Below are 22,170 nucleotides of genomic sequence, written 5' to 3'. Positions count from 1 at the left end.
ATCATTTCCAAAATATGAAAATACGTCGTAAGGCTCGTTTTGCCCCTGAGGTGTTCACGCACTCGCTGAACGATATTATGTTTTTCCTTTTGCTGTTCTTTTTGATCATTTCAACGATGTCCAATCCGAACGTGATCAAGCTGATGCTGCCGAAAGCATCGGCAACACAGCAAATGTATAAGAAGCAGATTACCCTCTCAATTGATGATAAAAAGGGTTATTTTATTGATAAAGAGCCTATTCCATTCGATCGCCTGGAAGCAGAACTGCAAAACATTTTTGCTAATGTAGAAGACAAGACGATCGTATTAAGAGTCGATAAAAACCTTGCTGTTCAGGATCTTGTGGATGTACTTGAACTGGGTGCTAAGAATGAAATTAAAATGGTGATGGCGACTGCAAAATGATTTCATTTTGCAGCGCTTTTATAAATCTCTTCCACAATTTTTTGCAAGATGGCACCCTGCGCTGCATTGCAAATGTTGCTCGACTTCCCTTCGCAAGCATCTAAAAAAGCAATTGTATTTTTAAGCTGAATGTCGGTTTCTTCGAGATGCGGAAATTCCATATTTACGAGCTCGCCTTCCATTTCGCTGTATAACGAAAATGGGTAAAGCACAGCGCCTGCCTTTGTTCCAAACACTTCCAGATTAACGTCTTTCTCTTTGTTTGTATTCAATGCAAATGACGTGGATAACGTTATGCTTGCATGATTAGGGAAAGATAAATGCGCGAAACAAGCATCTTCGACTTCAAATTTTTCTGCATCCCAGCTTCCCATTAATCCTTTTCCGCCAGCTTTGCCAATGTAATCATACGTGTTGGCAATGATCCGGTCCGGCTCGCTGTAATCGAGCAGACCGAGCGCGAGATCCAGCACGTGGACGCCCAGATCCATTAACGCGCCACCTCCCTGAACGGATTTATTTGTGAAGTTACCCCAGCCCGGAATGCCTCTTCGGCGCAGAAAATTGGCTTTAATGTGATAAACTTCTCCCAATTGCCCATTTTCTAACGAGCGTTTTAATAAACTATATTCCGGTGTTTGCCGGAGCTGAAAATTATAACCGAGCGTTTTGCCCTTTTTCTCCGCCAGATCCGCCATTTCATTGGCCTGAGCTGCGTGAATGGCCGGAGGTTTTTCACACAATACATGGCAATTGTTTTCCAAAGCCTGGATTGTGAAAGGATGGTGCAGATTATTTGCCGTGCAATTAATGATCACGTCTGGCTTATTATCGCTTTCAAACATTTCAGCTGCGTTGTCACAAGCCATTGGAATTGCGTGCTTGTCGGCTAGCGCTCGTGCTTTTTGAATATCCCGGCTGCACACCGCGATGAGTTCAACACGCTCCGGAAGCGCTTTTAATGCAGGAATGTGGTTTTGATCAGCAATATGACCGCCGCCAATAATGGCCGCTTTGAGGATTTGCATAAGTAGGCTTCGGAATGTAGGCTAAGGAAGCAAATGTATCAAATCATAACGAAATGTCTCATAAAAAATGCCCGGCTGAGCGGCCGGGCATCGTCATTTAATGTTACGCTAATATTGATTTAGCTCGGCGTTACTTTTTTGTGTTTATAATAATCACTCCCTCTTTTCCTTCATCACCGTAAACATCAATTGCGCTCTGATTTTTAAGCACACTGATTGACTCGATCTGATCCGGCTTAATGTGGTTGTAACCAATTGACCCGCGTTGCTCTTGTTTAACGCCATCCACAATGATCAAGGCGTTGCTTCCCGGACCATTGTAGCCTCTGATGGTTATCGTGCCACCGACTTTTGGGAACGAGTCCATTTTAGCAATAGGCCCGATGTTGGCTGCATAGCGATAATTTGAGAATGTCGCTTTTTTCTCTGCTGTCGGGAGTGTGTCTGGCGCTAAGGAAGTTAAAGATTTACTGCTGGCAAAATTTGCATCAGGCTTTTTTGAAACCTTACTCTTTTTCGATATTAATGCTGCTTTCTCAACTTCGGGTTGTTCAACTGGTGTGTTAACCGATTTAAAATCATTGCGTTTAGCATGCTCGATAATCATTGTGCCAATCGCAGTCGGTGTTATTTTTTCAATCGACGCTACAATCCTTTCTCTTGCTGCCGTGGTTACTAACACAATGCAAATCAGCGGTAAAACGATGAAATATTTGCTTCGCAGCCACTCGGCATTACGATTTTTATAAATCATTTTGATACGGCTCTTTAACAATGGACCATTGAAAAAATGATTGGTTAAAGCCGCAGCCGGTGCATTGAATGCATAGGCAACCAGAAATCTGGCATATCCGTCCCGATCCGGTGCATGCTCATCGGCCAGATATTCATGGACTTCCTGCAAAGAGCGCTTGTAAAACCAGAGCACAGGGTTAAACCAAAAGGCAATTTTTAACAGCTCAATAAATAAAATGTCCAGACTATGCATTTGATGAATATGGACAGATTCATGCCTTAGGATCGGTTCAAAATTTTGCTCATAATCGCGGCGGTTCATGACCAGCCATTTGAAGAATGAAAAAGAACCAACTTCATTGTGTGGAAGCAGGACGAGTTTAACGTTATCCAGGTCCATCACATCATCTTGCCTGATCATCAAAAACACATCCCTAAGCGACCTGATAAATCTTGACAGCAAATACATGGAACCTGCCGCTAAGAGAGTTATTAAAACAGGAATCCATAAAGAAAGCCAGGAAACAGTTTCGGGCGTTTCCATGTATGGAAGCCTCGAAGCGGCGTATATCGCCGGTTGAGAAGTAACAACTGCCTCGGGAAAGGTTATCAACGGCAATACAAATGCAATCAATAACGACCCAACCAGATAAATCCGGTTCCAGTGAAAGAATGTATGATTGCCTAGTAAAACCCGGTAAATGAGGTAGAAAAGCACCCAATACAAATTGACCTTCGCGAGATACAGCAGTGTTTCCATTTTCTTCGATCAAATATTAAAACGCTTACTTGGTGGTGATTTTGATCACACCATTTTTGCCTTTGTCGCCATAGGCTTCCTCCGCTTTTGCACCCTTCAGGACGTCCATGCTTTCGATTTTTTCACTTGGGAAAGTCTTTAAAAAATCACCGTCTTTCATTTCTTTTCCATCCAGAACGTAGAGCGGGGCAATACCATAATGCACCACCGTCGCCATTGACTTAGCAGCTTCTTTGTGGCTGGACGAGGTTTTTTCATCGCTTTCTTCCAATTGAAAGTTAACCGGTAGGGTGAATTTGACATTAACGGGCTTGCCGTTTTGTTGACCCGGCTGCCATTTTGGAAAAAGTGCCAGCACACGTGCAGCCTCTTCATCACAGCCAGAGCCAATGCCTTTCAGGACTTCTATATCCCTGACATCACCTTCTTCCGTTACGATGAATTGTAAAAACACTTTGCCTTGCACATTGGCATTCACAGCCTTTGTTGGATACCTAATATTTTTACCTAAAAACTTAAACATTTCCTCATTGCCTCCGGGGAATTCCGGCTGTTCTTCAACAACAGTGAAAACCTTTCCATTTATAGGCGAACTCTCTTTTGCTTTTTGCTTGTTTATTGCAGCGATTTCCGACTCATATTCTTCCGTTCGTTCGCATCCCGCGACAAACAATGCCGAGCTTCCAATAACCGTCAAGGCGATCACGTACGTGCTGAGCATCCATTTCGAAGTTCTGTTTTTGTAGATCATACGAATTCGATTTTTGATTTGAGATGGTTTGAAAAAATGATTTGTCAATGATGTTATAGGCGCTTTTAATGCGTAGGCGACTAAAAATTGGGCGTAATTGTCCCGGTTAGGAGCTTGTGCGTCGGCCAGGAATTCATGGATTTCCTGCATGGAACGCTTGTAAAGAATCAGAATGGGATTGAACCAGAACAATGCTTTCAAAAATTCGATCAGCAGAATATCCAGGCTGTGCATTTGCTGTGTATGCACCATTTCATGCCTCAAAATAGCGTCGAAATGATGCTCGTAATCATTCCTGTTGATGACGATCCATTTCAGAAAGGAGAATGAGCCGGTGTTGTTGGAATCGATCAGGACTACCGTGCAGTCATCTAATTCAATAATTTCACCTGCTTTTAAAAACTTTCTTAACTGGATAACATGCTTGAAAAACCGAAATGCAGCAATGATCAGTCCAAGTGCATAAACAGACCAGATTACCTGCGTCGTGGTCATAATCGGCGCCGCTGATTCGAGGTTTGCCCCAACGGTGAAAGCAGCAGCGTTGATCTGATAGACCGCCGGAAGTTCAGGCGCATTTTCCGGGTAGATAAGTAATGGAAGCAGAAACGCCAGAAACAACGACCCTAGCAGATAATAACGGTTCCATTTAAAGAACGTATGGTTCCGCAGCATAAGCTGATAACAAGCGAAGAGCAAGATCCAATAGAGATTAACTTTTCCGATGTACAATAGCGTTTCCATAGCTAACGGATTTATGGTTCGTTTTTATGATCGTTAATGAGCTTCATGATCTCGTCCAGGTCCTTGGTTTTGAGATCATTATCTTTGACGAAGAACGAAACCAGATTGGGCAGGGAGTTGTCAAAATAATTGACCATTAGCTGCTGCATTTCATGGCGTTTGTACTCTTCCTCACTGATCAGCGGAAAATACTCATGTGTTTTTCCGTAGGCAGTATAGCCAACGACTTCTTTCTTTTCCAGGATTCTGATAATCGTGGAAACCGTGTTATAGGCAGGCTTTGGTTCGGGCATTTCGGCCAAAATGTCCTTCACAAAAGCTTTTTTCAATTGCCACAAGATTCGCATGATCTCTTCCTCGGCGCGCGTTAATGTGCGTATTTCCATATTGTTAATTTTGTCTTACCAGTATTTCGAACTACTGATTCAAAGTTAATACTATTTATTTAGTTTCAAAACTATTCTATTAGTTATATAAAATAAATAAAAAAGCGAAGATGCTTATTTCTTCGCTTTTCCACGATTTCAATTTCATTCAAGCAAACTCAGAACCCTTATCTTTCAAATATTTACCCACATTACAACTAATCCCATCCAGCACTTCAACATCCTCGTCCCAGCTTAACGTCTGCCAGTCGTTATCTTTCGTCGCTATCAGCACCTGCTTGGGCTCGGTTAAAAACCAGATCACTTTCTCAGTTCCAAAATCCAGGAGTTTCTTAGTTTTCAACGCTATATAATGTTGTTCAGAAAACCCATCCAGAGAAATTTCAATGTCAACTTCAATAGAAATGATGGGAGGCACGGTTGCATAGTTCTTGTTTATCTTATCAATAGTCAATTTGCTGCTATCAAAAATCAGCAAGTCGCCGGCCAGGTTATTTTTCTTATCAAGATGTAATCCCGCTTCATTCGTTAAGATGTGATATTTGATTTCGTCGAGCTGCTTGCCAATCCAAATGGTCAGATAGGTAATCAGGAAGGCCTGCAATGAACTCGAACCCATAATGTCTTCAACCGTTTTCGTTTTGTCCAACACCTCACGATAACCCTTCCGATAGTAGGGCTTACCATCAATTATTTCATGAATCAAAACGTTGGGTATTTTCGCCACATCGATTTTTGGTGAAACGCGGTGTGGAGTTGAAGAAGCTATCATATGTCCTATCGATTTGCTCATAAGTAAGTATAGAAAATTGAGTATGCAAGCAAACTTTAAAGGAAGACTAAAATGGCTTTTCGTATATAAGATTACTAATCAGGCAAACTCCGAACCTTTATCCTTCAAGTATTTACCCACATTACAGCAAATCCCATTCAGCACTTCAATGTCCTCGTCCCAGCTTAACGTCTGCCAGTTGTTATCCTTGCTTGCTATCATAACGCTTCTTGGTTTTGTCAGGAACCAGATCACTTTATCAGCGCCGAAGTCGAGTAGTTTTTGTGTTTTGATTGTTATGTAGCCATTTTCTGTAAATCTTTCCAATTCGACATCCAAGTCGATTTCAATGGAGATCATCGGATGCACTTGGGAATAATGCGTGTCTATTTTATCAATGGTGAGGACATCTTTATCAAAGATCATAATGTCTCCCGAAAGGTTGTTTCTTCTATCTAAATGAAGGCCCGCTTCGTTTGTAGCAATAATATACTTTTGCCTGTTGATGACTGGATAGAGAATTCCCAGAATGTAATCAATAATAAAAAACTGCAATGAACTGCAACCCATAATCTCTTCTACCGTTTTCGTTTTGGCCAATACGTCACGGTAACCTTTGCGATACAAGGGTATGCCGTCAATTATTTCATGGATCAGAACGTCAGGTATATTTTCCGCAGAAATGTTTTTAGGCAAAACCTTTTGCGGGGTTGAAGAAGCTATCATATGTCCTATTGATTTGCTCATAAGTAAATATAGCGAAATTTGTAGTCGGGTAATAAAGGGGCTTCCCCAGCGGTCGCTTTCATTTTTCTAACGGTAATCAATGACCGTAAAAAGCAAAAGCAGCAAGAGTTGCCTCCTGCTGCTTTTATAAAAACTCTTTTCTTTTTATTCTACAACGCTCAATTTGACAGTGTTCGTCTTACGTTGTCTCGAAACCGGGATGCTAAGCGTGTTAATGAACACATCGCCTTTTTGCAATTCACCTTTTTCAACCAAAATTTGCTTGATATCTTCAATCAGGTCATCCGTAGAAGCATCCTGATCGCGGTCGTAATAGTAGACTTTTGTTCCCCAGTACAATGCCAATTGATTCATTAACACCTTGTTGGAAGTGAAAATCAGCAAACCAGCTTTTGGGCGGTGATGGGAAAGACGGAAAGATGTATATCCCGAACGTGTAATCCCGATAATGGCCTTAGCTTGTGTGTCACGCGCCAAACGGCAAGCGCTCATCACAACGTAATCATTTATTTTGTTCACGCTAGTGCTTTCACTAACAGCAGCATGATGTCTGAAATAAATGCTGTTTGTAGAAGTTTCAACCCTTTCAATGGTTCTTGTCATGCTTTCAACGGCCAGCAACGGATATTTACCCGAAGCTGTTTCAGCGCTAAGCATTACAGCGTCAGCGCCGTCAAGCACTGAGTTGGCAACGTCGTTCAGCTCCGCGCGTGTTGCACGTGGGCTATCGATCATGCTTTCAAGCATTTGAGTAGCAACAATAACCGGTTTCCCAGCCTTATTACATTTGTCAACGATCATTTTCTGGATCATCGGAACTTCCTCAGCCGGAAGCTCCACACCCAAGTCACCGCGGGCAACCATGATCGCGTCCGTAGCTTCAATGATCTCATCAATGTTGAGAATGGCTTCCGGTTTCTCGATTTTAGCAACCAAACGCGCCGTTTTGCCTTTGCTGGCAATATATTCCTTTACTTTAATCAGTTCTGAGGCTGTGCGAACGAATGACAATGCCACCCATTCCACATTATTTTCAAGACCAAAATCCAGATCTTCGTAATCTTTCGCAGTTACGGAAGGCATTGAAACTTTGGTATTTGGCAGGTTTACACCTTTTTTGGATTTCAGATAACCACCATAAATTACTTCCGTTACCACGTCGGTTCCATCCATTCCCGTTACCAGCACTTCCAGTTTTCCGTCGTCCATAAGGATACGGTCGCCGATTTTTACATCGTTGTACATGCCGTCGTATGGCGTGCTCACTTTTTCCGCGGTTCCCAGCACTTCTGTGTTGGAAAGAATTAATTTATTTCCTGCTTCGATCAAAACACCGTCTTTTTCGGCAACCATGCCGATACGGATTTTTGGACCTTGCAAATCTTGTAGAATAGCGAGATTTAAACCGTGCTCTTCGTTGATTTCCCGAATGGTCGTTAATCTTTGGAGGTGATCAGCGTGGGAGCCGTGAGAGAAGTTAAGGCGAAAAACGTTTACCCCGGCTTTTGCCAATGCATACAATGTTTCTTTTGTTTCGGAGGCTGGACCTACGGTAGCAACAATTCTGGTTTTTTTGGAAGACATAGATTAATATGCAGTAAAAATGATTTTTATAAACAATCCACGTCAATCACGACCTGGATGCTTTTGAGCGTCTTATCGGTTAAAATATCAATAACCTTTTCTTGTATAAATGACTTTGCCGCCTTAAAATTAATCTTTTCTCGTTCAAGTTTAATGAGAATGTCGAACAAAAACTGATTTCTTACTCTTTCCACCAGCGGCGGCTGTGGTCCGAGAACACGACTGGCTCCTAAGTTGGCCGTAAGTTTCTCCGCCAGAATCTTTGCAGCCTTGCTGGAAGTGGCCTCGTCGACATGCCTCACCGTCACTTTTATAAGCCTGGTAAATGGCGGATAATGAAATTTCTCACGCTCCTCAATCTCAGAAGCATACATGCCTTCGTAATCATTATTAATTATCCTTTCGAGCAGTTTCTGACCTGGATTACTGGTTTGAATAAGCACTTTTCCCGGCTTTTCTGCGCGCCTTCCCGCCCTGCCGCTAACCTGCGTAAGCATTTGGAACGCCCGTTCCGAAGCCCGGAATTCCGGGAAATGGATCATCCGGTCGGCATCAAAAATCCCGACAATGCTAACATTGTCAAAATCAAGGCCTTTGCTCACCATTTGCGTTCCGACCAGAATGTCGATTCCGCCTTCTTCAAACTCTGAGATGATCTGCTGGTAAGCGTTTTTCGCCCTTGTCGTATCCAGGTCCATGCGTTGTACCCGCGCTTCCGGAAACATCGAATGTATCTCATCTTCAATCTTTTCCGTTCCGTAACCCATCGTTTTTACCTGTGTTGAACCACATTGCGGGCAAGTTCGCGGAACTTCTTCTTTATGACCGCAATAATGGCAGCGCACTTCGCCGGCTTTCATATGATAAGTCAGGCTCACGTCACAATTCGCACATTCAGGAATCCAGTTGCAGATTTCACATTGCAAATAGGGCGAATAGCCGCGGCGGTTCTGGAAAAGGATGGTCTGTTCTTTATTTTGAAGATTTAATTTTAAATGGTCAATCAGCACAGATGAAAACTCATTTTTCATCTTCTTCGATTTCTTTTCCTTTTTTGTATCAATTAGTTCAAAAGTCGGCAATGCTGCATTTCCGAATCGCTGCTTCATTTCCACAAACCCATATCTGCCCGTTTGCGCGTGATAATAACTTTCTAATGAGGGCGTTGCGGAGCCAAGCAGCGTTTTCCCTTTGTGCATATAGGACATGATCACAGCCACATCCCGCGCATTATAGCGCGGCGCGGGATCGTGCTGCTTGTACGAAGTTTCGTGTTCCTCGTCAACAATGATTAAACCCAGATTATCAAAAGGAAGAAAAACCGCAGAACGCACACCGACTACAAACTGAAATTTCCCATCCAGAATGCCTTTCCAAACTTCAACGCGCTCATTATCAGAAAATTTGGAATGGTAAATGCCCATGGTATCACCAAAAACTTTCCGCAGCCGGACTACAATCTGAGTCGTCAAGGCAATTTCAGGTAATAAAAACAAAACCTGCAAGCCGCTTTCCAGGACTTGTTTGATCAGCTCAATGTACACTTCCGTTTTTCCGCTGCCGGTTATTCCGTGGAGAAGCACCACTTCTTTTTCTGCAAAAAACTCATGAATTTGTTGGGAAGCCTTTTTTTGCGTTTCAGTTAATGTAATGACAGCATTGCTAGCCGGAATGTCGTCGAATCTGGAAATGAAAATCTCGAACTGTTCGAAGATCCCCTTCTTAATCAATGTGTTCAGCGAAGCATCCGAAACATTGTCGTCCTGACTAAAAATGGATTTGTCCAATCCTTTCTGGTTCAGATCCGGATTGTTGTAAACCGGAATGTAACTCAGATATTTCAAAAGAATTTCCTGCTGCTTCGGCGTTTTATCCAGAGAGCCAGCCAATTTGGAAAGGGCATCATTGGACGTGTAAGAAGCATTAAGCCTGATTTTTCTGACAACTTTCGGTTTATATCGCTCCTTAACCTCCTCAAAAAGAATAACGGCACGCTTGCCAACCAGGGATTTGATGATCGCAGTGATGTTGGAACGCTGCAAAAGCCGCTCAACTTCTTCATAGGAAAGTGTCTGATGCTTTTTGATCTCGTCAACCACAATCCGCTCCTGATCCGTCAGCAGATCATCATATTCAAATTCAGGATTTATCTGAATCCGTGACTGACTCGTAATTTTCAGTCCTGCCGGAAGCGCAATGTTGAGCACATCGCCAATGTTGCAGAGGTAATATTCCGAAACCCAGTTGAACAATTCCAGCTGACGCTTGGTGACAATGGGCTCGTCATCAAGCAGTTCGAGAATGTACTTTGCCTGATATTTGGAAGGCGGATTGGAATGGATATTGGCGACAACAGCCGTAATCACCCTTTTTTGCCCAAACTGCACAATCACTCGCGCACCAACCTTAATCATCCCGCTCATCTCCCTGGGAACCCTGTAAGTAAACAAAGAAGGAATCGGAACCGGTAAAATCAGATCGGCAAAAAGCGTTATTTCTTCCTCAAAAATCGAGGTCATTTGGCGGCGGGGGAAATGTTTAGTTCTTATTGAAGAAAGGCAGAAACTCCTCCTTATCAATTCTTTTTACATCACAAAAAACTTCATGTAGATGATCAAAATCTGAATCAGCAGTAACAAGTTCAAGCCCTAAAAAAGCAGCAAGCGAAGCAATCCAAAGATCATTCTTGCCCATATTTCTTGGCGTTGCGAATGGATACTTGTTAAAATTTGGATTGCGTAATTGGGAATAAGAATCAATTTCCGAATAAGTGTTTAATGCAACATTCGTTACATCAACAACAGTAATTTGATTCAGCAGACGCTCCAAAGCACTGATCCTATTACTTCCCCATTTATTTTGCACTGCAAGTGATTTGATCTCTCCTTCTGAAACTATGGAAATATAGACCCTACTATTTACGGGATTAAGGTATTTAAGTATCCCAGACTGATCTCCTGCCCTGACAATTGCTATTAAAATATTGGTATCGAAAATAACACCCATTATTTGGTCGCCTCAAGCTGACGCAACAAATCTTCCCACTCCTCATCCGTAAATGGCTCAATAGCAGGGCCATCTTGAAGCGCTTGAATGATTCTTTCGTTATTATCCCCAGTCTTTTCGCCAAATGCATCTGCACCGCCAGCTGCTAATATCTCTTCGGCGGAATAGGATTTATGCGTGCGAAACATACTAGAACTCGCGTTTGGCGATGTGATATCAACTTTCATAGTGTATAGATTTGTTAAATCAAATATACGATTTTATTTGCAGAAGGAAAACCGACAAGGCTGGTTTAAGCAATGCTATCGATGCCCAGCTCCACCGACTTTTCCCACCCAACCATCGCATTAAACAACCTAACCTTACTAAAATTCCCCAAATCACTTTCGACAATTCGTTCCTCTCTTATAACCCCCAAATCCAACAAAAAAGCGCGCTGCGTACCTGGTAATAACGGTGAATCCGGTGTTAACCAGGTACTTCCATCATAAAAAGCAACATTGCCGTAAAAGGAATCGGTAAGCAGGCCGTTTCTGATGATCAGGATTTCGTCGGCGTCTTTACTTTGGGCGAAGAGTGTGTTAAGCTTATTGCGGTCTTCGTATTTGTAACGGTAATCAATGCTGTTGTCATGTACGCGCTGGATTTTGCGGATAATTCTGGGTGAGTAAGGCTCCCATTTTATTTCTTCGATTTCCTGGCCGTACGAAAGCCTGCATTTGTAAAGCGCATTGTTGACGCTGTCGGGCATGATGATGCGTTCAGACAAGTTCCAGTAATCAGAAAAACCCCATAATTCGCGACGCGTTTTGTTGAGCCTGGCTTCGTGATAGGACAGATTTTTCAATTGGCGGTTTTCACAGCAGATCGTTTCAAAACATAATGTGTGGGACATGGGCGAAGGGGAGGTAAACTTTGTCGATTAATTCCTGATATTCTTTTTGCGCATTGCTTTGCGCCGTGATCCCGCCGCCGCTTTTGAAAACCAGGTTTCCATTCTGATTTTCAATGAAACGGATCATTACAGCACTTTCAAAATTTTCTCCATCAAAATAACCCATCACGCCTGTGTAATAACCACGCTCATAATTTTCGGCTTCTTCGATGATCTTCAAAGTGCTCGGCTTGGGTGCACCGGTGATGGATCCGGCAGGAAGCATTTTCAACAGTAAATCACCAAATCTCCCATCAAAATCATCCGGCAAAATCCCGGCTATTTCGGAGCTTACCTGTAATAACATTTTATCATTTGTCTGAATGCGATCAATGTAGCGGTATTTTTCAACCCAAACTTTTTCTGCAACCATGCTCAGGTCATTGCGGATAAGGTCGACGATCGTGGCGTGCTCAGCTGCTTCTTTGGAATCAGATAAAATCACATTTTCTGCGTCCGGGACCGAGGCATCAATGGTGCCTTTCATTGGAAATGATGCAATGCGATTGCCGTTGATCCTGATAAAAATTTCGGGAGAAAAACAAACGAATTCATTTTTATATAAAAACCGGTAAGGCGCCTCGCTATGCGCAAAGATTTCTTCCAGACTAAGATTTGTAGCAATAGGCGTAGGAACCGAAAGATTGACCAAAAACGAGTTCCCAGCCTTTAAATTCGCAACTACCCGGTCAAACCGGACCTTATAATCACCATAAGAAACAGGTGATTTATGAAAATGAAAGTCGGAAATGAGCTTTTGGTGTTCATCTCTCGGCACATTAGCAAAACCGTTCAGATCAAAACGAATGTTGGCCAGGCATTCATCATCCAACGTCCAGCCAAGCGGCTTTTCGATGCGGTAGTCTACAAGAAAAACAAATGGAGTTTTAGATTTTCCCCATTCATTCAACCTTTCCGCAAAGTCGCTTGCCCGATCTTCCAAATCTTGATTTCAACTAAATAATGAACATTTTCAACAGCCAGCTAATTTACAAAGTTCAGAAACCAATATCTAAATTAGGGGGTTTATTGAAGTAGGAAAGCACAAATCGAACTAAGATTATCGCAATGCATATATATGATGTAATCGTTATTGGCGGCGGGCCATGCGGGCTGGCAATGGGTGTGGAATTGGCAAAAAGTGGCCTTGATTATCTGATTCTGGAAAAGGGAAACCTTACCGAGTCCATTCGTCGGTATCCAAGGCGGATGAAGTTCTTTTCAACGGCTGAGAACATTGAAATCGGCGGGATTCCTTTCGCGATTTCGGAAGTGAAAGCCAATCGTAACGAAGCCTTGCAGTATTATAGAAAAGTTGCAGGTTATTATCATCTGAATTTCAAGCTTTTTATCGATGTCGACCGCACAGAAAAGCAACCTGACGGCACATTCCTCACTTATTCCAATGACGGGCAGATTTTCCAATCCAAAAATGTCGTTCTGGCGACGGGATATTTTGATGTGCCCAGATTATTGAATGTGCCCGGCGAGAATTTGCCGCACGTTTCGCATTACTACGATGAACCTTTCAACTATTCTTTCACCAATGTGGTGTTGGTAGGTGGTTCAAATTCTTCGGTTGAGGCTGCTTTGGAGCTTTACAGGCATGATGCGCACGTGACGATCGTGCATAAGGAAGCCGATTTCCGTACAAAAGTGAAATACTGGCTTGTTCCTGATGTGAAAAACAGGGTTAAGGAAGGCAAGATCCACACACGTTTCAATTGCATTACTAAAAGGATTGAAAAGGGAAGAATTGAAATTGAAAACATTGAAACAGGCGAAACGGAATGGCTTCCGGCCGATTTTGTGTTCCTGCTGGTAGGATATCTTCCGGACGAACATTTGCTCTCACGATGTGGCGTAACGCTTGATGAGGTTACCAAAGTCCCGTCATTTGATAAAGAAACTTTCGAAACCAATGTGCCCGGGCTCTATCTCTGCGGAACGGTTATGGCGGGTGTTTTTACAGAAAAGGTCTTTATAGAGAATGGCCGTGATCATGCGGCAGCGATCGCTGATCATTTGTCGGGCAGAGAAGTTCGTGTGGTCAAAGAGTTGATAGACAGGATCTAGTTACTCATTGATCCACAAAAACGAGTTTTCGCTTCTTCTTTTTGGTCGAGAATTTTTCGATTTTGCCAATCAGGCCGTTGGCTCCGACGCCATAGCCTACATTGCCGGCAAAACTCATGGCATGAAACCCTTCTTTGCCTAACTCCTGCCAGGTTTTGCCCCAGTCCGCTGAAAAGCTGTTTCCGGAAGGGCCGCTAGCAATTAATGCATAATCATCCGACCGAAGCTCCGATTCACCCGTCCAGACAGCATCTGTTTTATGATATAATGCGATGCTTTCTTTCAAACCGGTGGGCTTGGTCATGCCCATCAATTTCCAGGTTATGCCTCCATCGCGGGTAACAAGCACATTCTGAGTTGAATCAGTTGTTTTTTTATAATCTCCGCCCACTGCAATGCCACTGTTTTTTGACCAAAACCGCAAACCGAAAATGCCGCTCGTTGGCCCGGCTGGCAGCGGTGTTGCCGACACTTCCCATGAATGTCCATAATCGGCCGAACGGAAAACCCGCGCCATTTTGCTTCCCCCGGTTCCAATGTAAACTTTATCTTTTCCGGTAACCAGGATGGAGGTGCCGCTGGCAGCAAAGCAAGCTTCACCTAGTTCGGCCACCGGTCGTTTTTCAACCGGCAGCTCCTGCCAGCTTTTACCGCCATCTTCGGTGGTTAATATGAACAGCTTTCCATCAATCGGATCGCCGAGGCAAATGCCTTTATTTTTATCCCAAAAGTCGATTCCATCCAGAAAAACCCCATTTTGTGTAGTTTGGTACACAAGCGACCAGGTTAATCCGCCGTCTTCCGTCCGGTAAATTTTGGCCTTATCTTTCTGCGCTTCACCAGCACTCATGGCCACGGCAACGTCCTTATTAAATGCATGAATGTCCCTGAAATCAAGAGAATCTGCGCCCGCAACTTTGGAGGTTAACCATTTCTTGCCACCGTTAACTGTTTTCAAAATAGTTCCTCCTGAACCGCCAATCCAGCAGGTGGTGGGCGAAACAGCATGAACGGCACGCATATGAACTTTGGCATTTATATCAATGACCTTCCATTGGGCCAATGCAAGTTGCGGCGCCAGGAACGCAATAATCAATGCAAGCCGTTTGAAAATGTGAGAGCTAAGTGGCACAGTATTTTTATTATTTTATAGTTCAAACTTATTATTCTCACAAAATAAGAAATTCATATGAACAAGAATCAAAAATTTCTGATAGGCTCGATAGGCGCACTTTTGACAGGTATTGCAATTGGTCTTTTAGTTGCCCCTAAGGATGGAAAAGACACTCGTAAATTGATTAAAAACAAAGCGAATGATCTTGGAGGCAATGCAAAAGATAAATACGAAAAAAGCCTTGAAGAGTTGTCTGTTTTGGCCGATAGATTGAAAGACGGCTTCTTGAAAAATGTCAGCAATGCAAAAGATAAAGCTGGCTCTGTTGCAGACAATGTGAACGAACGAGTACGTGGAGTAGTAAGTAACAACGGTTAAGCACCTGACATCAACCATATTGAAAGGGCTGTTTCTTAAATGAAGCAGCCCTTTTATTTTGGAATCTTATCGACTATTTCTTTGATAGCCAAGTTGATGTCTTCATTGAAATTTTTGCTTTTTTCCGGGATGACGCCCTCGGCGCCTCCCTGCCACACCATTTTATTAGTCGAAGAATCGACCAGGTCGATCATAATCGTACCCTCGCGATATTTACCGACGACAACTTCCTGACTTTTCCAGGAATAACGTCTTTGTCCCATATAACGCGGAAGCCCGTCTGTGCGAAAATCTGTTTGCCGGGTTTGCGCTTTTTGTTCAACATTCAATGCAATGTTGATCTTCAAATTGGCATCCCGCGCTTCGTCGAGGCCTCTGGCTTGCAGATTTTGCGCAATGGCCGTTTTGATAATCCCAACATTTTTTTCAAAGTTTTGAGAAACGGTATCACCCCGGGCTTCAATGTCATAGAATCCAAAAGTGGCATAATCCGACAATCTGAAATTGTCTTCCTGCCTGGAATTGAGGATTTTATAGGAAGATTTGCATCCCGAAATGACGACAGCAACAAAAAATATCAGGACTGAAATACCAAAAGTCTTCATGACATTAGAACTTTAAGGTGACCAATTATCCAATTACGCTACCCAACTCCTTCGCAGCAGCCATGCTGATGCCCTTATAATACATGAATTCACTCATAACGGCAGTTTGTTCCTCCTCCGTTTTGGCATGAACAGCTTGCTGCAAGCACACTTTCATTTTTTCCTCAATAAATGCTTTTTTAAGCCTCAGGATGTTTATAAAAGCCGTTTTATCTAAAACATCCGTTTCAAAAGGAACAAAAATCTCGTACTTTTCCGACCACAGTTCGCTCAGTTCGTACTTGTTGGCAAGCCAATCAATAGTTAGGTTTCTGATTTCGGATTCGTGATGGTTTAAGAAATAGTCCGTAGGCAGAACGTGATTTCTGTTAAAGTTTTCCCGGAAAAGCACGAGCAAATGATGAAAAACCGTATCCTTGAAATCAATGCCTTCAATCTCACTCAACACATATTGGCAAACCGTAATGGTGGGTTCAAGCTCGCGCGTTCCGTAGACGACTAATAATCTGATAAATGCTTCTTCCTGATAATACAATTTACTGCGTTGAGGGACTTCTTGCTGAGCGGTTTGAGGCGCAAAAAAGTCAGTAGGAGGCTCATTTTGTCCAATTGGTGAGTCGCCGGAGAACAATGCATCAAGATCAGCCGGGCTTTCGGGTGCCTGGAAATTTTGACGGGACGCGCCCCGTTCCTGCGGCTTTTGCGTTTGGAGTTTTCTCAGGATTTTATTGCCTTCCGTGATCAGCATTTGCTCATCCACCTTCATCATTTCGGACGTCCGATGGAAAAAAACCTGCCGCTTAATGGCGTCCGGGATCTTCACAATGCTGTTGACAACCTCGCCAATCACCGCTGCCAGCCGAAAAGGATCATTCCCGGCGTCCTGCAACAACATTTCTGTTTTGAAGGTGATAAAATCCTTCGAATTATTCTTCAAGTAAGCTTTGAAAGCTTCTGCGCCAACCTTCCGAACGTAGCTATCCGGATCATCGCCGTCCGGGAAAAGCACAATGCTAACATTAAGGCCTTCTTCCAAAACCAGGTCCAAACCACGTAATGCGGCTTTTATTCCAGCAATATCACCATCATAAAGGATTGTGACATTCGGTGTAAATCTGCCGATTAGCCTAATTTGCTCCACGGTCAATGACGTTCCGGAAGAAGCCACCACATTCTCAATTCCACCCTGATTGAGCGAAATCACATCCGTATAGCCCTCGACCAGATAACAATGATCGAGCTGTCGGATTGCATTCTTCGCCTGGAAAATGCCGTATAAGACATCACTTTTATGATAAACTTCGGTTTCCGGTGAGTTAAGATATTTTGGCTGATTGGCGGCTTTGCTTTTGTCAGATTTGAGGATCCGTGCACCAAACGCAATGACTTTCCCGGCAACATTATGGATTGGAAATATAACCCTGCCTCTAAAACGGTCATAACCAGCAGTCTGGCTGCCTTCTTTGTGAATCAATAAGCCTGCTTTTTCCAGTATCTGCGTAGAATAACCTTTTGCCAGCGCGACTTTTGAAAAAGCATCCCAGGTGTCCAAACTATAGCCTAGTTCAAATTTCTTCCGGATTTCGCCAGTGAAACCCCTTTCTTTAAAATAGCTCAGCCCCACAGCCTGGCCTTCGTCACTTTCGTGAAGCTGCTGGACATAAAAGTTTTTTGCAAAATTCAGAATGATATAAAGGCTTTCCCGCTCATTCTGACGAAGCGCTTCTTCATCCGTAACTTCCTCTTGCTCAATCTCAATGTTGTATTTGTCGGCCAGATAGCGCAATGCTTCACCATAACCCACGCCATCAACGTCCATGACAAACTTAATGGCGTCACCCGCTGCTCCACAGCCAAAGCATTTATAAATCTGCCTTACCGGGTTAACATTGAACGAGGGCGTTTTCTCATTGTGAAATGGGCAGCACGCGGAGTAATTCGCACCTTTCTTTTTTAATGACACAAAATCCCCCACCACTTCCACAATGTCGACGGTTTGTTTGATCCTTTCAACGGTTTCGGGGTTTATGCGCATATGGGTAATTTGAGAAGCGTTCGCAATGGTCAATTTGTATTTGCTGCTTCGGCTAGAAGCAGCGCATAATCATCAACAAAAAAGATAATGCTTAAATTTATAAGACGGGCGATTATTTACAAATTGATAAGGTAAAGACACATTGAGCAATAATTAGGCAATATTTGCGTAAATTTGAAGACAGGTGTTCAATCAAGCAAAATAGGTTTTGGAAAATTGTCCATGTTTTTCTCATTTTAGCTAAGAAAATCACAATAGAAAGCTTTTTTCTAATTACTTTAATTTGTTATTTTGCGGTGTTGAAAGTTATCGGAGAAATTATCAAATGATATATAGATAATAAAAATATAGTGTGTGTATAGTGTGAAACAGGGCATGGAAATTTTTCTATGCCTTTGTTTTTTTGTAACCACCTTGCTTTCAACTAAATATATTTCTGATATAACGCCATTAATTCGCTTACAGCGCTTATTTCCTCGATTTCGTCATCATTCTTTAAGCGAATTCTCCCTTTTTCAAGCTTGTCGATAAGATTAAGGGTTGAAATGTCTTCATAAACATTGCAAAAATGAGCCCGGGAAACGCTGTTGGAAGCCAGCACCACCACATTGCATTGCCTCGCCTCGTATATCGAAAGGGAAACGCCATCGGTCGTCGTGTTCCTGATAAATGCGTCCGAAACCTGCAAAACATTGCTGAAATCATGCGGTCCGTCAATGAACAGTACATTTTCAGGGATGCTTTCGAACGACTTTTTTAGGAAAGGTTGATAGTTACCGGAAGGATCCGAGATGACCAGGCCAGCAGAATTTACATACCTTATGTTGCTAATGATCTGGGAAATTCCATAAGTTTCCTTTCCATTTTTGTCAAAAGCGAGGTTCCATGCATTTGTACAGAATAAATATTCGAAGCGTTTTCGAAAATCGCTAAGCAATTGTGCGTGTTTCGGTCCCAATGGGCTGACACTGGCTGCGGGGATAAATGTTGAAATGAGCCGGGCCTTAGGATTAAAATATTTTGCTTCCGCCAGACTTTCCTCGTTTTGAACAATCGGCACAGCACAAAGTAAGGCTGACATACAGACGGCACAATTTCCGAACAAACCATATCGGCCCCAATTTCCATGATAAGTAAGGATCAACTTCTTCCGGACCAGGATGCAAAACATGGCAAACAGCATCTGAAAATATGGATTGGATGCATGGAGGTGAATGATCCGATGTCTTGCAATTTCCCGCATTATGTTCAACCATTTGCCTTTTTTTAGGTTACAAAAAGTAAAACGGTCAAATCCTTTCGCTGGCAGACGCTCGATTAAGCGGCTTACATGCACGGTTACCCCGCCAATCGGCGGCGGGACTGGCCCTATGATCAGGACTTTATCCATCTGAAATCCTAGGCTGAACATTTCGGGAATAGAAATAAAGGCACATCAACAGGATAGGAGCCAGGCAATTGATCGTCACGCTTTTCGCGGGTAAAATCACGAAAACACTACCGACAGTATGATTAAACGCGAGATAAAAGATGAAGCTGACCAACAATAGCGCAAATGGCATATTCTTTTTGCATACTGACAAGAGCTGTAAACACAAACCCAGAAACAAGCCATAAAAATAAATCAGGCCGAGCAGCCCATTCTCTGCGAGTAATGTATAAAAAAGCGAATGCGCTTCCCGGTAACCTGGTCCCAGTGTTTCAAAACTGCCCGTTCCGTGCCCTGTTAGCGGTTTCGAGAGGAACAAATTATAGGCAAGTTCATGAATCTCAGCCCTGCCGCTGATCTGCTGCAATTTGTCCATGAAAGAATCTGTCGCCAGCATATCGCCAAACCGCAATGTCCAGAAGTAGGCCATATCCCAATTTTGGTAATTAGAAAAAAGATCCGGGACAAAATAGATTATTCCGAAAATCAGTGGGATAAGCCACCAAAACGGAAAATTATTTCCTGTCAAAGCCAATGTCAGGAGCATGTAGGGAATGATAAGCAACACTGCGCCGCGGGAAAATGAAAATATGACTACACTAAGAAGAATTGCAGAAAGCGCCAGTCTGAACAAGCTGTTCAACGCATGCCGGGAAGCATAAAGCAATACAAATGGCCAAAGAAGGATGAAATAGGCCATTGTAACATTTGTGTCGGTAATGTTCCTGGTGGCCAGCAAATTATCCGAGCCTTTATAACTCGCGCCCGCAACAACTAACCCGAATGTCCCGACGCCAAGAATGATATATAATGCGCAAAAATACATTTCGAGGTTTTCAGCAAAGTCAGTTGCCATGCTTAGCTGTTTCAGATAAATGAAAAAAGAGGGCAGAAGAAGCAGATAGAACAGAAATCCGCCAAAAGCGATGTTTCCGAAATTGGGAGAAATCATGAGGAAGAACGCCTGGATAATGATCCAGGAACTCAAAAACAGTTTTTCACCCTGGCTTAGGAAAATAGTTTTTCGCAGGAAAAAGTGAATAAAATAGCAGCACAGAATGACAAATGGTGCTAAGCGCCAAATGGAATTGGCACCGGCTGGGAATGTATATTTTTGAAATAAATGTAAAAACTGGCTGAAAACCGGGACAGCGAGCACATGAAAAAGTTTGTGTTTGGACGCACAAAACACGCTCATAGCGCAGTAAATATAAAATGCCAGAACCACCGAAGTCTGCATTTCACTTTCACCAAATGTCAGCAGTTGCTCGAAAAGCATTCCGAAGATCCACATGAGCATTAGTGCCAGGAGCCATTGCACTGCTGATTCAATCCCTATCCGAGCCATTCAGCAATAGTTTTAGCTGTAAAATCCACTGACGCTGCTTTTGTAAAATGTGTGAAAGGCGAAATGTCAGAAAATCCTTCCCCTTGATCTGTTTTTTGTAGGCTGGTTTTCAATGCGTTGAATAATTGCTCTCTATTGGTCACAACTTTGTCTATTTGTAAAGCATTCAGCGGAATCTGGTGCGCGTAATCATAAAGCCTTTTTACAGATTGATGGTAAGGAAGTGAGATTTTGCCATCATACGCAATGCTGATAATTGGCTTTCTGCAAGCCCCAGCATCCAGTTTCATTGTCGAAGCAAATTGCACGCATACATTGCAAATGCGCAGCATTTCGGAAAGTGAACGCAGAAAGTCCAGCTCTGGAAACCATTTATAAAAGCACTCACTTTTTGTCTCAGGCAAGTTTCCAGCATGCCATAATGTAACAAATTGCTCTTTCACGAGATGTTTATAGGCATGTTCATCATCTGCCGGATGACATCGAATGATCACATGCACATGGCCGTCTGCTCGGGCGAATTGCAACACATCTGCTATGATTTCTTTCTGATTAGGAAAGTGCCGGCTGGCGCTTGTCGCGATCAAGATTATCAATTTCCCGTTTGGAACATTAAATCGTCTTCTCGCATGCTCGTAATATTCCTCGGACTGCTTGTGAAAATAACAATCAAACCGAGGAATTCCGGTGACAGCAATCTTTGGCAGCTCCAATGTAAAAATGGAATAGAAGCGCAGAAACTCCGTTTTCATAAAGTCATTCCAGACTAATACATAATCATGATCAGCATTAATCAGCCCTTTGGAAGTCAAATTATCCCAACTGATGACCATAGCCAGTGACTTGACACAATGTCTGCCAAGAAAGTTAACAACCCGATTTTCCCTTGAATCGAGCGGCGACGTGGATAGAACGCCATCAAAATGGAAGGGAAGCAGCGCTTTTAATCGAATAGAGTAGGATGTAAGAATGATGATGGTCTGTCTTAACAGACATAAAACGGTCCTTATAATGTTTAAAAAACTGAGAGCCCGAAGCAGTTTTTGAATCAGCAATGCTTTCCAATTTTCTTCATTTTGATATTTTATTTTCTGGGTAACAATATCAAAATGGTGTGAAAACAGGGCTTTTTCTAACTTTCTTAAACAAGAAAGCCAGACTGTTTCCCGCGAAAATTCTAAATCAACTAGCTTCAAGCGAAGATCAAAATGCTCGTTAATGTCACGAAGCTCATTAGCACGAATCATTGTGGACATGATATAGACATCATATTCAACACCTAGTCTTTTGATCAAACCACTGTGGATGACGTTGATAGCGGCGAAGCTATT

Annotated in this window: 21 protein-coding genes; 3 read left to right on the top strand and 18 right to left on the bottom strand. The window is 42.8% G+C overall.

Going from position 1 to position 22,170, the window contains the following annotated elements:
* Window positions 1-14 precede the first annotated feature (14 nt).
* Window positions 15-407 carry a biopolymer transporter ExbD gene (locus L0659_RS19025; protein WP_235128188.1) on the top strand — a complete coding sequence of 131 codons (393 nt, stop codon included), beginning with the start codon at window positions 15-17 and terminating at the stop codon, window positions 405-407.
* Window positions 408-409: 2 nt separating this feature from the next.
* Here the strand turns inward: L0659_RS19025 and L0659_RS19020 are convergent, their stop codons facing one another.
* The 12 genes from L0659_RS19020 to L0659_RS18965 all read right to left on the bottom strand — a co-directional run bounded on the left by L0659_RS19020 (window position 410) and on the right by L0659_RS18965 (window position 12,797).
* Window positions 410-1,435 carry a Gfo/Idh/MocA family protein gene (locus tag L0659_RS19020; protein WP_235128187.1) on the bottom strand — a complete coding sequence of 342 codons (1,026 nt, stop codon included), beginning with the start codon at window positions 1,433-1,435 and terminating at the stop codon, window positions 410-412.
* Window positions 1,436-1,565: 130 nt separating this feature from the next.
* Window positions 1,566-2,930 (bottom strand): TonB-dependent receptor plug domain-containing protein, encoded by a 1,365-nt coding sequence (locus L0659_RS19015; protein WP_235128186.1) that lies wholly within the window; start codon window positions 2,928-2,930, stop codon window positions 1,566-1,568.
* Between the two features lie 25 nt (window positions 2,931-2,955).
* Window positions 2,956-4,425, bottom strand: coding sequence for a M56 family metallopeptidase (locus tag L0659_RS19010; protein WP_235128185.1), 1,470 nt, complete (start codon window positions 4,423-4,425; stop codon window positions 2,956-2,958).
* Window positions 4,426-4,436: 11 nt separating this feature from the next.
* Window positions 4,437-4,811: a BlaI/MecI/CopY family transcriptional regulator gene (locus L0659_RS19005; protein ID WP_235128184.1), complete on the bottom strand. Its 375-nt coding sequence runs from the start codon at window positions 4,809-4,811 to the stop codon at window positions 4,437-4,439.
* A 148-nt stretch (window positions 4,812-4,959) separates the two neighbouring features.
* Entirely contained in the window at window positions 4,960-5,583 is a 624-nt protein-coding gene (locus L0659_RS19000; protein WP_235128183.1) for a Uma2 family endonuclease, read from the bottom strand.
* A 99-nt stretch (window positions 5,584-5,682) separates the two neighbouring features.
* Window positions 5,683-6,309: a Uma2 family endonuclease gene (locus tag L0659_RS18995; RefSeq protein ID WP_235128182.1), complete on the bottom strand. Its 627-nt coding sequence runs from the start codon at window positions 6,307-6,309 to the stop codon at window positions 5,683-5,685.
* Window positions 6,310-6,474: 165 nt separating this feature from the next.
* The gene (gene pyk / locus L0659_RS18990; RefSeq protein ID WP_235128181.1) at window positions 6,475-7,914 is read right to left on the bottom strand and encodes a pyruvate kinase; all 1,440 of its coding nucleotides are present in this window, start codon (window positions 7,912-7,914) and stop codon (window positions 6,475-6,477) included.
* A gap of 26 nt (window positions 7,915-7,940) precedes the next feature.
* A complete protein-coding gene (gene priA, locus L0659_RS18985; RefSeq protein WP_235128180.1) occupies window positions 7,941-10,433 on the bottom strand; it encodes a primosomal protein N' in 2,493 nt (830 codons plus the stop codon).
* A 19-nt stretch (window positions 10,434-10,452) separates the two neighbouring features.
* Window positions 10,453-10,920 (bottom strand): type II toxin-antitoxin system VapC family toxin, encoded by a 468-nt coding sequence (locus tag L0659_RS18980; RefSeq protein ID WP_235128179.1) that lies wholly within the window; start codon window positions 10,918-10,920, stop codon window positions 10,453-10,455.
* Window positions 10,920-11,147 (bottom strand): hypothetical protein, encoded by a 228-nt coding sequence (locus L0659_RS18975; RefSeq protein WP_235128178.1) that lies wholly within the window; start codon window positions 11,145-11,147, stop codon window positions 10,920-10,922. The genes L0659_RS18980 and L0659_RS18975 overlap by 1 nt, the downstream gene beginning before the upstream one ends.
* Window positions 11,148-11,212: 65 nt before the next feature.
* Window positions 11,213-11,815, bottom strand: coding sequence for an aminotransferase class IV family protein (locus L0659_RS18970; protein WP_235128177.1), 603 nt, complete (start codon window positions 11,813-11,815; stop codon window positions 11,213-11,215).
* Window positions 11,793-12,797 carry an aminodeoxychorismate synthase component I gene (locus L0659_RS18965; protein WP_235128176.1) on the bottom strand — a complete coding sequence of 335 codons (1,005 nt, stop codon included), beginning with the start codon at window positions 12,795-12,797 and terminating at the stop codon, window positions 11,793-11,795. Before L0659_RS18965 ends, L0659_RS18970 begins: the two co-directional genes overlap by 23 nt.
* A 125-nt stretch (window positions 12,798-12,922) precedes the next feature.
* On the opposite strand from L0659_RS18965, the gene L0659_RS18960 reads away from it, so the two are divergent.
* Complete coding sequence (locus L0659_RS18960; protein WP_235128175.1) at window positions 12,923-13,930, top strand: YpdA family putative bacillithiol disulfide reductase; 1,008 nt, start codon at window positions 12,923-12,925, stop codon at window positions 13,928-13,930.
* Between the two features lie 4 nt (window positions 13,931-13,934).
* Here the strand turns inward: L0659_RS18960 and L0659_RS18955 are convergent, their stop codons facing one another.
* Window positions 13,935-15,062, bottom strand: a complete 1,128-nt coding sequence (locus tag L0659_RS18955) for an oxidoreductase (RefSeq protein ID WP_235128174.1) — start codon at window positions 15,060-15,062, stop codon at window positions 13,935-13,937.
* A gap of 57 nt (window positions 15,063-15,119) precedes the next feature.
* Between L0659_RS18955 and L0659_RS18950 the strand changes: the two genes are divergently transcribed.
* Window positions 15,120-15,422 (top strand): YtxH domain-containing protein, encoded by a 303-nt coding sequence (locus tag L0659_RS18950; RefSeq protein ID WP_235128173.1) that lies wholly within the window; start codon window positions 15,120-15,122, stop codon window positions 15,420-15,422.
* Between the two features lie 53 nt (window positions 15,423-15,475).
* Here L0659_RS18950 and L0659_RS18945 read toward each other — a convergent pair whose 3' ends face one another.
* From L0659_RS18945 to L0659_RS18925, 5 genes are all read right to left on the bottom strand, one after another.
* Entirely contained in the window at window positions 15,476-16,027 is a 552-nt protein-coding gene (locus L0659_RS18945) for a DUF4136 domain-containing protein (protein ID WP_235128172.1), read from the bottom strand.
* Window positions 16,028-16,052: 25 nt separating this feature from the next.
* Window positions 16,053-18,062, bottom strand: coding sequence for a DNA primase (gene dnaG, locus L0659_RS18940; RefSeq protein WP_235128171.1), 2,010 nt, complete (start codon window positions 18,060-18,062; stop codon window positions 16,053-16,055).
* A 424-nt stretch (window positions 18,063-18,486) separates the two neighbouring features.
* Window positions 18,487-19,452, bottom strand: coding sequence for a hypothetical protein (locus L0659_RS18935; protein WP_235128170.1), 966 nt, complete (start codon window positions 19,450-19,452; stop codon window positions 18,487-18,489).
* Entirely contained in the window at window positions 19,445-20,839 is a 1,395-nt protein-coding gene (locus tag L0659_RS18930; protein ID WP_235128169.1) for an O-antigen ligase, read from the bottom strand. The genes L0659_RS18935 and L0659_RS18930 overlap by 8 nt, the downstream gene beginning before the upstream one ends.
* On the bottom strand, window positions 20,827-22,134 hold the full coding sequence (locus L0659_RS18925) for a CDP-glycerol glycerophosphotransferase family protein (RefSeq protein WP_235128168.1): 1,308 nt from the start codon (window positions 22,132-22,134) through the stop codon (window positions 20,827-20,829). The genes L0659_RS18930 and L0659_RS18925 overlap by 13 nt, the downstream gene beginning before the upstream one ends.
* Window positions 22,135-22,170: the final 36 nt, after the last annotated feature.

The sequence above is a fragment of the Dyadobacter sp. CY347 genome (assembly GCF_021502655.1).
GTDB lineage: Bacteria > Bacteroidota > Bacteroidia > Cytophagales > Spirosomataceae > Dyadobacter.
This window is presented reverse-complemented; position numbering and strand designations above follow the sequence as displayed.